Below are 14,246 nucleotides of genomic sequence, written 5' to 3'. Positions count from 1 at the left end.
GCCCGGCCGACAACGCGTCCGTACCCTCCCTGACGCGGCCTGAAAGCGCTCGCCGAACGGTGGGGGTGACGGTCACTCCGCAGGCAGAGGGACGGGCGGTTCCCGCAGGCCGGTACGCGGCATCGGGAGCCGAGGGTGAGTTCAGACCGCCTGTGGTGGGAAGAGCGCCGCCATGCCGTCGATCGACTCGGGGCCGTAGCCGACGGAGCCGACCGGCACGCGGGACTTGGTGGCCTCGATGACCTTGGCGGTCCACACGGGGCCGAAGGCGCCGCACAGTTCGATGAGCTGGACACCCTCGTCCACCAGGGCCGCCGCCACCTCGGGCGCCCGGGACGGGTCCGCCATACCGACCATGACGGCGCGGAACCCGTCCCGCTCGATCACGGACCGGTCCCGGTCGGGGTCGAGCCCGCGTCCGGTGAAAAGGAAGCCGAAAGCGTCGAGTGCCATGTTTGCCGAGGAGCATGCAGTGCGCCTGCGCCAAGTTGCTTCGCTGTTGGGTGAGAACTGTCAGAGGGATGGCGTACCGGCGGAAATGGCTGACAGCCCAGTGCAGTTCGGGGCAGTTCAGTCCCGAGGGCGGCGCGGAAACACGGGCTGTCGTCGACACCGTGGCCCTTGGCCACCAGCGCTGGCGGAACAGGTGTGGAACGCGGCCGCCCCGGTCATCTGGCCGGGGTAGCCGTCTGCTTGGGGGGCTTGCGTGGAGCCGTCAGTGCGGGAGGCGGTCCGTGCGCGGACGCGCGTGCTCGAAAGCGGCCCGGATTTCGGCAACCAGCAGGTCCGGCTGTTCCAGGCCGGGGAAGTGGCCGCCGCGATCCATCTCGTGCCATGAGCGCAGGTCGTGGTAACGGCGCTCGGCCCAGCGCCGGGCGGTCGGCCACGGCTCGGCCGGGAACAGCGAGCAGGCGGTGGGTGCCGTCACCGGTTGCGCGATCTCCTCTTCGGCGCTGCGCGGCACCCACCGCATGGCTTCCCAGTACCAGCGGGCACTGGAGGCGCCGGTCCCGGTCAGCCAGTACAGGGCGAAGTTCTCCACCTGCTGCGTCACGGTCACCCCGCCACCGGCCTCGGGCCGGGTGTCGGAGTAGGCGGCGAACTTCTCACCGAGCCACGCCGCCAGGCCGGCGGGGGAGTCGAGCAGGGAGTAGCCGAGCGTCTGCGGCCGCGTCGACATGATCAGCCCGAAGCCGTAGCCGTCCGCGAGATGGGTGTCGCGCCGCTCCAGCATGCGTTGTTCCGCCGGGGTCGGTGTGTCCCGGTCCTCCGGCAGGGGAGAGGCGAGCGGCATCGTCAGATGCAGGCCGACTACGCGCTCGGGCACTTGGCGCGCCAGCTCGGTACTGACGTACGCGCCCCAGTCACCGCCGTGCGCGCCGAACCGCTCGTACCCGAGCGCGGTCATCAACTCGGCCCACGCCCGCGCCGTACGGGCGGGCTGCCAACCGGACTCGTGCGGCCGCTCACTGAACCCGAACCCGGGCAGCGACGGTACGACCACGTGAAAAGCGTCGGCCGCCGAACCGCCATGAGCGACAGGGTCGGTGAGCGGCCCGAGGACGTCCTCGAATTCCAGCACGGAGCCCGGCCAGCCGTGGGTCAAGACCAGGGGAAGCGCCGACGGCTCCGGCGAACGCACGTGCCAGAACGCGATGTTCAGTCCGTCGATACGGGCGCGATAGTGCGGAATCGCGTTCCAGCGGTCTTCCGTGGCCCGCCAGTCATGCCGGCGCCAGGCATCCAGCAACATCCTCAACCGGCTGAGCCCGATGCCCTGTGACGCGTCCGGCACCGTTTCGGGCTCGGGGAGCCGGACTTCGTCGAGACGAGCCCGCAGGAGCGTCAGCTCACGGTCGGGAATGTGGAGGGGAAGGGCTCGATCCGCCCGACAAGCTCGGTCCGGCCCGTGACCTGCTCGGTCCGCTCGCTCTGCTCGGCCTGGTCGATTCGTGCGTCCTGCTCGGTTCGTTCGCGCTGCCTTGTCGCGGGCGTTGCCGTCGTGTTTTCGGACATGGACGAAACCCTAGGTACGGTCACCGCTCGGCCCCATGCTCAGGATTGCCGCGAAGCGGTCAGGAATTGCGGTACGCCGAGGGGCGGACGCCGGTATGGCGCAGGAACGCTGTCGACAGGGCGCCGGGGTCGGCGAATCCGCAGAGCGGCGCGATCCGGGCGATCGTGAAGCCGGTCTCCCGCAGCAGGCGTTTCGCCTCTTCGACGCGGAGGTGGGTGAGGTACCGGTGAGGTGTCTGTCCCGTTGCCAGGCGGAACACGCGGACGAGGTGGAAGACGCTCAGATGCACCTCGTCCGCGACATCGGCCAGCGTGAGCGGTTCGGCCAGCCGGTCCCGCATGAGCGCGATCGCCGCGCGGACGCGGGCGTCCTCCCGCGCGGGCGCTCGTCGGCCCGGTGCCCGGGAGTGACGGGTGAGCAGGTGCACGGCGAGGAAGGCGGCCGAGGCCTCGGCGTACAGGTCGCCGGTCTCCTCCGCCGACCCGACGGCGCGGACCGCCTCCAGGAGGAGCGGGTCACCGGCGGCCACGGAGGACGCCATGCTCTCGTAGTCCACCTCGCGGCCTCCCAGCTGCGCCGCGGTACGTTCGACCGTGCCGCGCGGGATGTGCACCTGCACGCTGCGCAACGGTCCGTCCCCGCGATAGCGGCGACGGACGGGCCGGTCGGGAACGGCCAGTTCGAGCCGGCCGGGCACCCAGGTGTGGTGGTGCCACCGGCCGTCGGCCCGTGTCTCCATCACGGCCCGGCCGGCCACGGGCAGGATCAGGTGCAGGTCCGCCGCGGCCGGCAACTCCATGCTCTCGACCACCGGGACGTGGTGGAACCGCTGGACGAGCAGCGACTGCCAGCCGGCGTCCTCCCAGCTGCAATGCGTCCGCCGGACATAGGAATCCATGGCGAAACCGGCGTAGGGCTGGAGATCGAAATGAGCCGAATCGAACACCATAGGGTCGAGATTAATGGCTCGGGTGGCCTGAACGGCTTGCGGCCCGGTCCAGCCCGGCCCGTGTGAACCGCCCAGCCAGCCCCGGCCCGGCCCATCCCGGGCCGGGCGAACCGCCCGGCCCGACCCGGCCAACCCCGCCCGAGCCGGGCGCGACCGCCCGCATGCCGAACCCGGGGGCGCGACCCCGCCGGTCCGACCGGCGGGGCCTCCGGGACTTCCGGGGCTTCCGGGCATTCCGGGATTCCCGAAAGTCCCGGAGCCTCCGGGCATTCCAAGGCTCCCGGCCGTCCCGGACCTCAGAGCATCAGCAGCAGCCGCGTGTGCGGCACCAGCTTTCGATTCACGCTGGTGCTCTGCACGAAAATGGTGAAGTCGTCGTTGCGGTCCGGATTGACGCGGACTTCCGCGTCCGGCAGACCCAGCAGGGAGCGAGCCTCCGGTCCCGTGTACACCCGGTCCGTCTTCTTCTCCAGCACCGCTATCTGCTTCCGCGCCTGGATCTTCTCCGACTTGCTCAGCTGATAGAAGGCGCATCCGGTACGGAAGGTGTGTCCGCACTCGACGACCCACTCACGTATCCCCGCTGCCCGAGCCACCGGAATCAGCTGGTATTCCGACGGATCCACCGGGGTGAGGCCGGCTGCCTGGATCGTGTCCTTGTTGACCGTCTCCGCGCCGGTGGAGAACACCGCCCGGGAGCCCCGGATGCCTTGGGCCCGGCCCACCATGAAATTCTCGGTGGCCTGCTGGATGACCTGTCCCGCCTCCTCCAGGCCCTGGGTGCTGGTGGCGTCCCAGATGGCGATGTTGTCCTTCGGGAAGCCGCACTGCATCGCCTCGCGCTTGCCCATCTGGTCCGGCACGAGGACGGCGAGCGTCCAGTTGTCCTGCTGCGTCCGGATCAGTTCGGCCACGGCCTGGACCAGATCACGCGTGTCCTTGCCGGAGGCGTCCGGGCAGCGGTGGCTCGCATTCTCCTGCCCGTCGGTCAGCACGAACGTCAGGAAGCTGTGGTCACCGTACAGTTGCGCCGTCTGCGCCAGTTCGCGCTGCGACTTCAGTGTGGCCGCCAGCAGCGCCGTCATTCCGCCGACCCGGTACAGCTGCTTCAGGGACGGCATTCGCAGCACGTCCTTGTCGTAAATGACGCATTCCACCGTGTCCGCGAAGGCGTACACCGTCACGCGGGTCTCCTGGCCCAGTTCCTGCGAGCGGCGGGCCAGATAGGCGATCTGCTGGTCGGCGACGTCGACGACCTTGCGGCTCAGGTGTGACATGGACGAACTGGCATCCAGCACAAGAGCGACGTGATTGATGTAGTTCTGGTTTCCGGACATGAATGCTCCCCCTCTTCCGACTCGATGCCTCCACCTTCTCACCCACCACTGACAATCGATCTTGGAAGCCGGGCCCGGCCCCGCGCACCCCTGGTACGCGAAGGGATCAGCGGCCGGTCGAGCCGTCGATCAGTTCACGGAGGATGTCCGCGTGGCCCGCGTGACGGCCGGTTTCCTCGATCATGTGGGTCAGCGCCCAGCGAACGCTGGGGCCTGGGGCTCCCGCCCGTGGCCGGGGGACCGGTGCGTCGAGGTCGGTGCACATGTCGAGAACGACGTTCGCGCGCTCGACCGTCTCGCGGTAGCGGGCCACGACGTCGGCCACGCTGTCCCCCGGCGCGGCCCGGAACGTCGCCTGCCAGTCGGTGACGCCGTCCCTGAGGAACATCCAGCGCTCGACCGCCGTCAGATGGTTGAGCAGGCCGAGCAGGTTCGTGCCCGACGGCACGACGGCTGTCCGTACCTGCGGCTCGGGGGCGCCGTCGACCTTCGCGGCGATCGACGTACGGAGATAGTCGAGGAATCCGCGCAGGACCTCGTTCTCGCTGCTTCCGGTCCGCGGTGGTGGGGTGTCGCCGCGTCGGGTGTGGCGCGTGGTGCTGGACAACAGGGAGTGCCTGTCTTCGTCGAGTCATCGAGTCGTCGTCAAGGGCAGCGCGCGCTGCCGCGTCAGGCGGTACGGCGGATGACGAGGACGTGGTCGGTGACTTCGGCGGTGCGCCCGTCCGGGCCGGTCGCGATCCGACGGGGCGCGTCGGCCCGTTCGACCGTCCATGTCTCCGGGGCCAGGCCGATTCCGGCGGCGACTTCCCGCGGACTCGGGTATCGCGTGTCGGGGTCCTGCTGCCACGACCACGGCGCGGCCGAGCCGTGGTCGACGACCAGCAGCCGCCCGCCGGGGCGCAGGGCGTGCGCGGCCGAGCGCAGGGCGGTTGCCCGGTCCAGGACGCACGGGGTCTGGAGGTAATGGGCGCAGATCAGGTCGAATGAGCCCGGCGGAAAGGACTCGTGCAGGTCGTACGGCAGGGCGGTGACGCGTTCGTCCAGGCCGTGTGAGCGGGCGAGGCCGGCGAGCCGCTCGACCGCCACGGCCGAGATGTCGACGGCGGTGACCAGCCATCCCTGGCCGGCGAGCCACAGCGCGTCGCCGCCGGCACCGCATCCGAGGTCGAGCGCGTCGCCGGGCGGCAGGCCCGTCACGGTCTCGGTGAGGCGAACGTTGGGCCGCGGCTTGCCGCCTGCCGTACGGGCCGCATGAACGCCGTCCCAGAACGCGACCGCATCGGTGGTGCTCATCAAGACTCCTTGTGTCGGTGGGCGCCCAGTCTTGCCAGCCACCGCACGGCCTGGCACGAAAACTTGCGGTAACGGCAAGTTGGGCGCCATGGACCCCAAGACGGACGACGACGTGCTCGACGCGGTGGGCCCGCGGCTCCGCGCGCTGCGCCGGCACCGCGGCCTCACCCTCGCCGATCTCGCGGCGACGACCGGCGTTTCGGAGAGCACCCTCTCCCGGCTGGAGAGCGGGCAGCGTCGGCCGACCCTGGAACTGCTGCTGCCGTCGGCCCGTATCCACGACGTCCCGCTGGACGATCTCGTCGGTGCCCCGCGCACCGGCGCTCCCGGATCCACCTGAAACCGATCAGACGGCGGGCTGCGTGCGCATGTGCGCACCGATCCCGACCGGCCGTCTGTGCGCACCGATCCCGACCGTTCGTCTGTAGGCACCGACCCCGATCGGTCGTCTCCCGTCCAGCCCCGGTGATGAATCCGGCGGGGGCCGGAGAACGCACACGGCTCTCCGAAATGATCGTCCGCGCGGGTCGGGTCACAGCAGGCGCTGCGACCGGAGGTCCGCCACGTACTTGGTGAGCAGGGCCTGGGACAGGTGGGGGATGTCGTTCTCCTTGTCGAGGGCGGCGGCTCGCACGGCCGCGCGGAACCGGTCCGCCGGCAGGGCGGATCCAGGCAAGGGCTCCTGCGGCTTGGCGAAGGCGTGCAGCAGGGGGAGCAGCGAATGCTGCCGTTGGCGGTCGGGCAGACCACGCAGGGCGGTTTCGAAGCGGTCGAGCCACTCGTCGTAATCGGGGATGCGGGTCAGCGGCTGCCCGGCTGCCACCAGCCAGTCGACGAATGTGTCGAGCGAGATGCCGTCCTCGTGCGGGTTCACGACGTTGAAGGTCCGGAACCCCTCCCGAGTGCCGTCGCCCAGTGAGGCGATGGCCCGCGCTGTGAAGTCCACGGGGAGCCCGTCGTAGTGCCCGCTGCCGCCATCGGCGCTGCCAGCGGCGTCGTCAACGCTGCCATCAGCATTGCCATCATCGCTGCCGTCACCCTTGCCGACACCCTTGCCGTCACCGACGCCCCGGTCGTAGAAACTGCCGGGGGCGATGCCGGTCGCCAGCAGGCTCAGCAGGAGGCGGGTGAACACGTCCGGGACGTTCAGCTGGCCCCGGTAGCGCCGGTGCGCGAGGATCATGTTCGAGCGGAACACGGCGACCGGCAGGCCGTACGCGTCGTGCGCCTCGCGCAGCAGCACCTCGCCCGCCCATTTGCCGGCCGCGTACCCGGTCGCGTACCCGCCGTCGAGGTCGCGCGCCCCGCAGGCCGTACGGATGTCCGCCGTCTCGTCGGCCGCCGCCTCGTACCCGAAGACGACGGCGACCGTCGACAGGTAGCTGAACTGCTTGACACGGGAGGTGAGCGCGAGCCTGATCAGTTCGGCCGTGCCCAGTACGTTGGGGCCGAACTGCTGGTCGTACGGCAGGACATGGTTGACGAGTGCGGCGGGATGGACGATCAGGTCCACGGTGTCGGCCAGCCGCTGCCAGGTCTCCTCGCCGAGCCCGAGTCCGGCCTCGCCGATGTCGCCGGCAACCACCTCCAGATGCTTGGCGGCCAAGTCGTGGTAGTGCCGGAGGAGTTCCGGGTCGCCGCTGTCGAAGGCGGCGTCGAGTCGTGCCCGGGCTGCCTCGTCGGTGCTGCCACGGACCACACACACCAGGGTGCCGCCGCGCTCAGCTACCCGCTCCAGCCATTCGAGGCACAGGAAGCGGCCCAGGTAGCCGTTGGCTCCGGTCAGCAGGACGGTCCGTGCCTCGGGCAGCGGGCCGGCAGGGCTGCCGGCCCGCACAAGGGTTTCCGTGTCGAGGAACGCGTCCAACGTCAGGTCACCCGCCACGAGCCGCGTCGCGTTCGGTCCGTGGACGCTGTCGGCAGTCGGACGCCGGTGTCCCGCAAGGGCCTTCTCGATGTGAACAGCCACCTTCTGGAGGGTGTTGACCGGGTTGATGAGGACGCCGACCGGGACGTCGACGTGGAAAATCTCTTTGAGCAGTTGGGAGAAGGACAGCGCGGAGAGGCTGTCACCGCCGAGTTCGAGGAAGTGCGTGCCGGGGGTGACGTCCCCCTGCTGGTGCCCGAGGAGCGCTCGGGCGGCCCGGAGCACGGTGTCCGGTACGGGCTGGGACGGGCCGGCCTGACGCAGTTCCTGTAGTTCGTCGGCCCCGCGCTCGCTCAGTTCGGAGTACAGCGCTTCGAGGCGCTCGCCGTAGCGCTTCGTCAACGCGGGGCGCAGCAGCTTGCGCACTCCGGAGAGCAACCCGTTCCGCTGACTGAACGGCTCGGTCTCAATGAGGAAGTCCCGTGGGACCTCGTACGAGTTGAGACCCGCCTCGGTGGCGAGGTGGTGCAGGGACTCACGCAGGATCGACCTGAGGCGCCGGGTGTCCTGGCCGGCGTGGTCGAGCGCGTCCTGGGTGGGCACGATGACCGCGAGCAGGTAGGAACGGGCACTGTTGCCGTACACGAAGACCTGCCGGACGAACGGGCTGGCAGTGAAGAGGGTTTCCAGGCGGGAGGTGGCCACGAACTCGCCCTGTGAGAGCTTGAGGACGTTGGAACGGCGGTCGACGTACACCAGCTCGTCGGGCCCGGTACGGGCCATGATGTCGCCCGTGCGGTAGAAGCCGTCCTCGTCGAAGACCTGGGCGGTGGCATCCGGCCGCTGAAGGTAGCCGGAAAAGAGCCGGTCGGACTTGATCAGCAATTCGCCCCTGGGGTGTGGCGCATCGGTCCGGAAGTATCCCAGCTCGGGCACGTCCACCAGTTTGTGGTCGGTCACCGGCGGGCGCAGCACCCGGCCGTCGAGCGAGACGATGCCGGCTTCCGTCGATCCGTAACCGTCGAGCAGCTTGACGTGCAAGCAGTTTTCGACGAACGCCGCCCTCTCCGCGCTCAGTGGGGCCGAGGCGCTGACGGCCCACAGGAGCCGTCCGCCCAGGGTCTTCTCCCGCAGTTCTTCCCGCAGTTCTTCCCGTACGCGGTTCTCCTGTACGTGTTCTTCCTGTACGGGTTTCGCCTGCTCGCGCTCTGCCTGCTCGCGCTCCGTCTGCTCGCCCGTATCCCCTGCCGTCCCCGCGTCGTTCCGGCGGGTCAACTCATGCTGGTAGCGCTGGAACAGCATGTCGCTGATGCGGGGCACCATGATGAACTCGGTGGGGCGGACCAGGGCGAGATCCTCGAAGAGCGTCGACAGGTCGCTCGACGCCACGAAGTAGGCGATACCTCCCTTGGCGAGCGTGCCGAACAGCACGCCTCGCCCCATCATGTGGCTGAGCGGCATGTAGTTGAGCACGATGGACGGCCGTAGCCCCTGGCCAGGTACGAAGTCGACCCAGAACTGCCGGACCAGACGCTCGGTGTACATGGCGCCCTTGGGGGTGCCCGTACTTCCCGAGGTGTAGATCAGCAAGCTGAGCGCGTCGGCCGTTGCCCCCTCGGGGCTCCGAGGGGCCGGTGGCAGGGCTCGTCCTCGCGCGATCACCGACGCCAGTGTGTCCAGGCTGACGCCTCGGCCCTGCGCCGCGAGCCGGTCGCGCGCCGAGTCCAGCTTCTCCTGATGGGCGGTGACCTCGGGACGGTGGCCCAGAACGACGATCCGGACCAGTGACGGGGCATCCGCCGCGAGCTGGAGCGCGACATCGAGGTGTGCCATGTCGACGGACAGCAGGCGCGGTCCGGTCTGCGCGACGATGGGGGCCAGGTGCTCCGCCGAGGCGCCGGCCTGGAGAGGAACACTCACCGCACCGGAGCGGACGCACGCCAGATCCACCACGGTGTACTCGGCGCTCGGGGCACCGAGCACCGCGGCGAAGTCGCCCCGGCTCACGGCGTGGTCGGGGTGCCGCTGCCATTCGGAGGCCACCGCGCCGACACGTTCCCACAGTTCGCCGTAGCTGATCGTGTCGAAGCGCTTCAGGAGGCGCAGTGTGGTGCGGCCCGTATCCGGGTCGATGACGGGCTCGGTGGCCCGCTCGCCCAGGGCGGGGCGGTCCGCGTATCCCTCCATCACCGTGGTCACGAGTTCGGCGAGCGACAGGCCCGGCCGCTGGATCGCCTCGGTGACGGAGTTGAGGGGGCGGCGTCGCGGAACTGGGGATCCGTCGCGTACAGGTGAGCGGCGCGCTGCGCGGTACGCGCGGTGAACTCGTCAGTCGGGGGCTGCGAGGCGGACATGAGTGCTCTCCTCTGTGGCCTGGAAGGGCCGTTCAAGTGGGGAATATTCATGAGCGGGCGGAGCAACGCACTCGGCGGTTGCGCCCCGCGCCGTACCCGGCACCTGCCATGGCTGCGCTGAGGACGACCAGGACCACGAGCGGAAGCGTCCAACTGTCTGTGGCGTCGTGCAGGATGCCGAGGAGGAGGGGCCGGCCGCCGCCACGAGATAGCCGATGGACTGCGCCATGCCGGCCAGCGCGGCAGCCTCGCCGGAGCTGCCGGCGCGTTCACTCTGGAAGGTCAGCGCGAGAACCAGGCACGCGCCGCCGCCCAGCCCGAGCAGCGTGCACGCCAGGACGGACAGCGAGGGCGCGGACACCAGTACGGCAAAGCCACCGGCCACGGCGACCGAGGCCCCCGCAGCGGTCCATCGTTGGTCGTGACGGCCCCGGGTGAGCAAGGGCAGGAGACTGCTGGCTGTCAACGCGATCAGCTGGTAGTAGAACAGCATCCATCCGGCGGTGGTGCCGGTCGTGCCACGGTGGATCAGAACGCTGGGCAGCCACGCGACGACGGTGTAGAACCCCAGGGACTGCAACCCCATGAAGAGGCTGACCTGCCATGCCAGTCGCGACCGCCAGGGGACCGGGCTGCGGGTCGCGCCGATGGCGGTGTGGGGCCGGTCGCCCCGTATCCGGGGCAGCCAGGCAAGGAAGGCCGCGACGGTGAAGGCGAAACCCCAGGCGAGAGCGGTGTGCCAGGAACCAGGCAGGGTGTGGGAGAGCGGCGCGGAGATCCCCGAGGAGACCGCGGCCGTGACGCCCATGACCGTGACGTAGAGAGCGCTGATGCCCTGGATGCGGTGTGCGGGCACGCTCCGCCTGATCAGCGCGGGCAGCAGCACATTGCCGAACGCGATGGCGGCGGAAAGGAGCACGGTCCCGGCGAACAGGCAGATCAGCGAGGGCATCGACCGGACCACGGTGCCGACGGCCAGCGTGCCGAGGGCGGCCACCAGCAGGCGTGCGGTGCCGAACCGGTGCGAGACCCGGGCCACCAGGGGTGATGTCGCGGCGAACGTCAGCAGGGGAGGGTGCTCAGCAGCCCGCCCCAGCTCGATGACAGGCCGCTGCCGTGCTCGATCGCCGGCAGCAGCGTACCGACACCGGTGAGACCGGTACGCAGGTTCGCCGCCACGAGGCAGATCGCGAAGACGAGCCCGACGGACACGGCGGGACGGGGGTTGTCGGCGGCCGGCGGCCCTGTGGCGGAGCGCCGACGGGAGATCGCAGCTAACCGTGGACTCACTCGCCCTCCGCCCCGTGGGGCGCCTCGGCCTCGTGGTCGCGGGTGAGTTGGACGATCGCGGCCGCCGCGGCGCGGGCGCCGCTCTCGTCCCGGTCCTCGATCGCGTCGACGAGGCGCCGGTGCAGGGCCGCGTGCTCCTCGGCACCGGCGGCGTCCCAGGGCAGGCCTCCCAGGGAGGAGGTGAGAGCCGTACCGAGATGGTCGTACATCTCGACCAGGAGGTCGTTACCGCTCGCCCGGACGACGGCCCGGTGGAACAGCGCGTCGACGCTCTCGGCCGCGGACCTGTCCGCGCCGGCGCAGGCCGCGTCGGCATCGGCCAACAGCTCTCTCAACTGGTGCAGTTGATCCTCGCTGCGGCGCAGGGCGGCGGCCCCCGAGGCGTACTCTTCGAGGACGGTACGCAGTTCGAGCACGTTGTTCCGCCGCGCGGCACTCGCCCGCCGCACCATGACCGACTGGAGTTCGCTCGACGCGCGGACGTAGGTGCCGTCCCCGACCCTGGCTTCCAGCAGGCCCAGATGCACGAGCGCGCCGAGCGCCTCCCGCAACGTACTGCGCCCGACCCCGAGCTCCTCGATGAGAGCCTGCTCCGGCGGGATGCGCGTCCCCACCGGCCACCCACCTGCCTCGATGTGCGAGCGGAGGCTGTCCACGAGCTGTGCGGACAGGCTGGCCGTCCGCCGGGGTGTGCTGATGCGTTTCATGGCAGCAGCATACAGACAAACATCAGACATTTGAACATCACACGTCGTTGCCGGAGCCGCCCAGGCCGACGCCCCCCGCCCCGCAGGTTTCATGATCGGTGACCAGTGCAAGGAGCCCAGCTCCGACGAGTGCATGAAGGACGGGCACTCCTGGCCGATCAAGGAGTTCACGTGCGTCGGCCCGCACGCGGACGGTTCGTGGACGCTCACCATCACCAAGCTCTGAGCCCACCGGCCCGCGCCGGGTGCCTGTCGGCCCGGGCCTGTTGACTGGGCCGGCTCGCGGTGCGTGGCTGCTGGGGCGGCCGCAGAGTGGGGTGATGAGCGCTCGCAGCTCAAGGGCACCGACGAAGAGGACACCTCGGCCATGCAGGAGGAGAGCAACCTCGTGACGCCAACCATCGCCTTCATCGGCAGCGGCGAGATCGGGAGCGTCCTGGCCCGCCTGTCCGTGGCCGCCGGTCTCAACACGGTCATGAGCAACTCCCGCGGCCCCGAAACCCTGTCCGGTCTCATCGCCGGGCTCGGTGACCGCGCCCGCGCCGCCACCCCGGCCGACGCCGCCCGCGCCGGCGGCCTCGTCGTGGTCGCCGTACCGCTCCACCGTCACGACCGTCTCCCCGCCGACGCGCTCGCCGGGAAGACCGTGATCGACACGATGAACTACTACCCGCACCGGGACGGCCGCATCGTCACGCTGGACCAGGGGCGGCTGACCTCCAGCGAGCTGCTCCAGAGCCACTTGCCCGACTCCACCGTCGTCAAGGCACTCCACAACCTCGACTACGTCCGGCTGTTCACCACCGCCCGGCCCGCCGGGTCCCCCGAGCGCAGCGCCCTGCCCGTCTCCGGCGACGACCCCGCCGCCAAGGCCGAGGTCATCGATTACATGGATGTCATCGGCTATGACGCGGTCGACGCCGGGCCGCTCGCCGACAGCTGGCGCCACGAACCAGGCACGCCCGGCTACGTGAAGCCGTATGTCGCCGACTACCCCGACGGCCTGCGCGGGGAAGGAGTACGGCGCTGGTTCCGCGAGGCGCCGAGCACGCCCGTTCCCGTCAGCGTGCTCAAGAAACTGCTCGACAGCGCCGTACGCGGCCCGGCCGGAGGCACCCCCATTCCCGGCTACGTCAAGGGCCTGCGCCCCGATCGGGCCTGATCACCTGCGCTGTGCCCGCATGCCTGTAGGTCCGCGGTGCCGCGCGTGCCCGCATGCCCGCATGTATGTCTGCCGGCTCGGATCAACACGGTCGGCCGTCACCACCTCGCCGAGCCGCCGCCCACCAGCCTCCCGATACACCCGAACGGGTGGCGGCACCGCATGGCCCAAACCCCCACTCATGGCGCGCGGATTCCGCATACTCCCAGCTCAGGCGGCCGCCAAGACACGTTGCGCCGACTCGCCGTAGGTTCGCGGGCGCCCTAGCGTGGCCGTCATGGATGTCGAGCTGTGGGCCACTGTGCAGCCGATGCCAGGGGTCCGCGAAGCCTGCGAGCTGGAGGCGGCCGGCTGGGACGGTGTCACGTTCGGGGACTCCCAGTGCCTCATGGGCGATGCCTACATCGCCTTGAGTGCCGCAGCACTGACCACCGACAACATCCGTCTGGGGATCGGCGTCACGAATCCCTGGACCCGGCACCCCGCTGTCACCGCCGCTGCCGTCATGTCCGCCCACATCGAGTCCCGCCAGCGCGTCACCTTGGGCATCGGTCGGGGAGACAGCTCCCTGACTCAGCTCGGACTCGATCCCGTACCCGTCTCCCAGCTCATTGCCTACACCACCAGCGTGCAGACGTATCTCCGTGGCGAGGCCGTACCTCCTCCGAACCCGAACCCGCAGAGCCCCTTGAGCGACGCGTCACAGCCGTTCAACCACCGACTTGCCGCGCTCCCCGGAGGCAGCCGCCTGAACTGGCTCGACCGTACGACCGGCGTGGCGAAACCGGAGGTGTTCGTCGCGGCTTCCGGACCCCGCGTCATACGGGCCGCCGCTGCCACGGCCGATGTGACAGCCCTGACTGTCGGCGCCGATCCGGAGCGGCTGCGACAGGCCGCCGCGGTGGCCCGGGAGACGAAGCCGGACGTGCGGCTGGCCGCATTCATCCATGTCGTCGTGGACGACGACACAGACCGGGCCCGTGCCATGTCGGCAGACAGCGTCGTTCGCTTCGCCCGTTTTTCGCCCTGTCAGGGCAGCGACCCGACGCCGGATTTCCTCGACACCTTCGCCGTCCTCGGCCCGGCGTCCCACTGCCTGGAACGGCTGCTGGAACTGGCGGAAATCGGCATCGAACGTTTCCACGTCGTCGCCGGATGCGCGGGCGACTACCGCAAACGCTCCTACGGGGCCTTCGCCCGTGACGTCATTCCGGCTCTTCGCGCGCACGCCGCCCGCGCTTGACCCTCACGTTGCGTGAGGCTGGAG

The 14,246-nt window shown here is 70.1% G+C and carries 14 protein-coding genes and 1 pseudogene; 4 read left to right on the top strand and 11 right to left on the bottom strand.

Annotated features, from left to right (window positions below; genetic code table 11):
• Nucleotides 1-141: 141 nt before the first annotated feature.
• The 7 genes from ACEXOX_RS01585 to ACEXOX_RS01555 form a co-directional block, all read right to left on the bottom strand.
• The gene (locus tag ACEXOX_RS01585) at nucleotides 142-453 is read right to left on the bottom strand and encodes a DUF6506 family protein (protein ID WP_406518620.1); all 312 of its coding nucleotides are present in this window, start codon (nucleotides 451-453) and stop codon (nucleotides 142-144) included.
• A 262-nt stretch (nucleotides 454-715) separates the two neighbouring features.
• Nucleotides 716-1,840, bottom strand: coding sequence for an epoxide hydrolase family protein (locus ACEXOX_RS01580; protein WP_406526192.1), 1,125 nt, complete (start codon nucleotides 1,838-1,840; stop codon nucleotides 716-718).
• A 5-nt stretch (nucleotides 1,841-1,845) separates the two neighbouring features.
• Nucleotides 1,846-2,016, bottom strand: a complete 171-nt coding sequence (locus ACEXOX_RS01575) for a hypothetical protein (RefSeq protein ID WP_406518619.1) — start codon at nucleotides 2,014-2,016, stop codon at nucleotides 1,846-1,848.
• Between the two features lie 59 nt (nucleotides 2,017-2,075).
• Nucleotides 2,076-2,966, bottom strand: a complete 891-nt coding sequence (locus ACEXOX_RS01570; RefSeq protein ID WP_406518618.1) for a helix-turn-helix domain-containing protein — start codon at nucleotides 2,964-2,966, stop codon at nucleotides 2,076-2,078.
• Between the two features lie 296 nt (nucleotides 2,967-3,262).
• The gene (locus tag ACEXOX_RS01565) at nucleotides 3,263-4,303 is read right to left on the bottom strand and encodes a vWA domain-containing protein (protein WP_406518617.1); all 1,041 of its coding nucleotides are present in this window, start codon (nucleotides 4,301-4,303) and stop codon (nucleotides 3,263-3,265) included.
• A 106-nt stretch (nucleotides 4,304-4,409) separates the two neighbouring features.
• Entirely contained in the window at nucleotides 4,410-4,910 is a 501-nt protein-coding gene (locus ACEXOX_RS01560; protein WP_406518615.1) for a DinB family protein, read from the bottom strand.
• Nucleotides 4,911-4,972: 62 nt separating this feature from the next.
• On the bottom strand, nucleotides 4,973-5,599 hold the full coding sequence (locus tag ACEXOX_RS01555; RefSeq protein ID WP_406518614.1) for a class I SAM-dependent methyltransferase: 627 nt from the start codon (nucleotides 5,597-5,599) through the stop codon (nucleotides 4,973-4,975).
• A gap of 88 nt (nucleotides 5,600-5,687) precedes the next feature.
• Between ACEXOX_RS01555 and ACEXOX_RS01550 the strand changes: the two are divergent.
• A pseudogene (locus ACEXOX_RS01550) lies at nucleotides 5,688-5,953 on the top strand (helix-turn-helix domain-containing protein); the annotation flags it as partial.
• A gap of 178 nt (nucleotides 5,954-6,131) precedes the next feature.
• On the opposite strand, the gene car reads toward ACEXOX_RS01550, so the two are convergent.
• The 4 genes from car to ACEXOX_RS01530 all read right to left on the bottom strand — a co-directional run bounded on the left by car (nucleotide 6,132) and on the right by ACEXOX_RS01530 (nucleotide 11,817).
• Nucleotides 6,132-9,683, bottom strand: a complete 3,552-nt coding sequence (car, locus tag ACEXOX_RS01545) for a carboxylic acid reductase (RefSeq protein WP_406526191.1) — start codon at nucleotides 9,681-9,683, stop codon at nucleotides 6,132-6,134.
• Between the two features lie 111 nt (nucleotides 9,684-9,794).
• Nucleotides 9,795-10,859 (bottom strand): MFS transporter, encoded by a 1,065-nt coding sequence (locus tag ACEXOX_RS01540; RefSeq protein WP_406518613.1) that lies wholly within the window; start codon nucleotides 10,857-10,859, stop codon nucleotides 9,795-9,797.
• Nucleotides 10,860-10,882: 23 nt separating this feature from the next.
• Nucleotides 10,883-11,032 carry a hypothetical protein gene (locus ACEXOX_RS01535; protein WP_406518612.1) on the bottom strand — a complete coding sequence of 50 codons (150 nt, stop codon included), beginning with the start codon at nucleotides 11,030-11,032 and terminating at the stop codon, nucleotides 10,883-10,885.
• A 74-nt stretch (nucleotides 11,033-11,106) separates the two neighbouring features.
• Nucleotides 11,107-11,817 (bottom strand): FadR/GntR family transcriptional regulator, encoded by a 711-nt coding sequence (locus ACEXOX_RS01530; RefSeq protein ID WP_406518611.1) that lies wholly within the window; start codon nucleotides 11,815-11,817, stop codon nucleotides 11,107-11,109.
• 91 nt (nucleotides 11,818-11,908) lie between these two features.
• Here ACEXOX_RS01530 and ACEXOX_RS01525 point away from each other — a divergent pair, with 91 nt between their 5' ends.
• The 3 genes from ACEXOX_RS01525 to ACEXOX_RS01515 all read left to right on the top strand — a co-directional run bounded on the left by ACEXOX_RS01525 (nucleotide 11,909) and on the right by ACEXOX_RS01515 (nucleotide 14,222).
• Entirely contained in the window at nucleotides 11,909-12,043 is a 135-nt protein-coding gene (locus ACEXOX_RS01525; RefSeq protein ID WP_406518610.1) for a hypothetical protein, read from the top strand.
• Between the two features lie 63 nt (nucleotides 12,044-12,106).
• Nucleotides 12,107-12,979 (top strand): NADPH-dependent F420 reductase, encoded by an 873-nt coding sequence (locus tag ACEXOX_RS01520; protein ID WP_406518609.1) that lies wholly within the window; start codon nucleotides 12,107-12,109, stop codon nucleotides 12,977-12,979.
• A gap of 277 nt (nucleotides 12,980-13,256) precedes the next feature.
• Entirely contained in the window at nucleotides 13,257-14,222 is a 966-nt protein-coding gene (locus ACEXOX_RS01515) for an LLM class flavin-dependent oxidoreductase (RefSeq protein ID WP_406518608.1), read from the top strand.
• The last annotated feature ends 24 nt before the right edge of the window (nucleotides 14,223-14,246 follow it).

The sequence above is a fragment of the Streptomyces sp. Ac-502 genome (genome assembly GCF_045222935.1).
In the GTDB taxonomy this organism is placed as follows: Bacteria; Actinomycetota; Actinomycetes; order Streptomycetales; family Streptomycetaceae; genus Streptomyces; species Streptomyces monomycini.
Note: the sequence above shows the minus strand (reverse complement) of the source record. Positions and strands in the feature narration are given on the sequence as shown.

Excerpts from the sequence above, each read along its gene's own strand:
- ACEXOX_RS01555 (WP_406518614.1), bottom strand. The coding sequence starts at position 5,599 with ATGAGCACCACCGATGCGGTCGCGTTCTGGGACGGCGTTCATGCGGCC.
- ACEXOX_RS01515 (WP_406518608.1), top strand. The coding sequence starts at position 13,257 with ATGGATGTCGAGCTGTGGGCCACTGTGCAGCCGATGCCAGGGGTCCGC.
- ACEXOX_RS01575 (WP_406518619.1), bottom strand. The coding sequence starts at position 2,016 with ATGTCCGAAAACACGACGGCAACGCCCGCGACAAGGCAGCGCGAACGA.
- ACEXOX_RS01530 (WP_406518611.1), bottom strand. The coding sequence starts at position 11,817 with ATGAAACGCATCAGCACACCCCGGCGGACGGCCAGCCTGTCCGCACAG.
- ACEXOX_RS01570 (WP_406518618.1), bottom strand. The coding sequence starts at position 2,966 with ATGGTGTTCGATTCGGCTCATTTCGATCTCCAGCCCTACGCCGGTTTC.
- ACEXOX_RS01565 (WP_406518617.1), bottom strand. The coding sequence starts at position 4,303 with ATGTCCGGAAACCAGAACTACATCAATCACGTCGCTCTTGTGCTGGAT.
- ACEXOX_RS01585 (WP_406518620.1), bottom strand. The coding sequence starts at position 453 with ATGGCACTCGACGCTTTCGGCTTCCTTTTCACCGGACGCGGGCTCGAC.
- ACEXOX_RS01525 (WP_406518610.1), top strand. The coding sequence starts at position 11,909 with ATGATCGGTGACCAGTGCAAGGAGCCCAGCTCCGACGAGTGCATGAAG.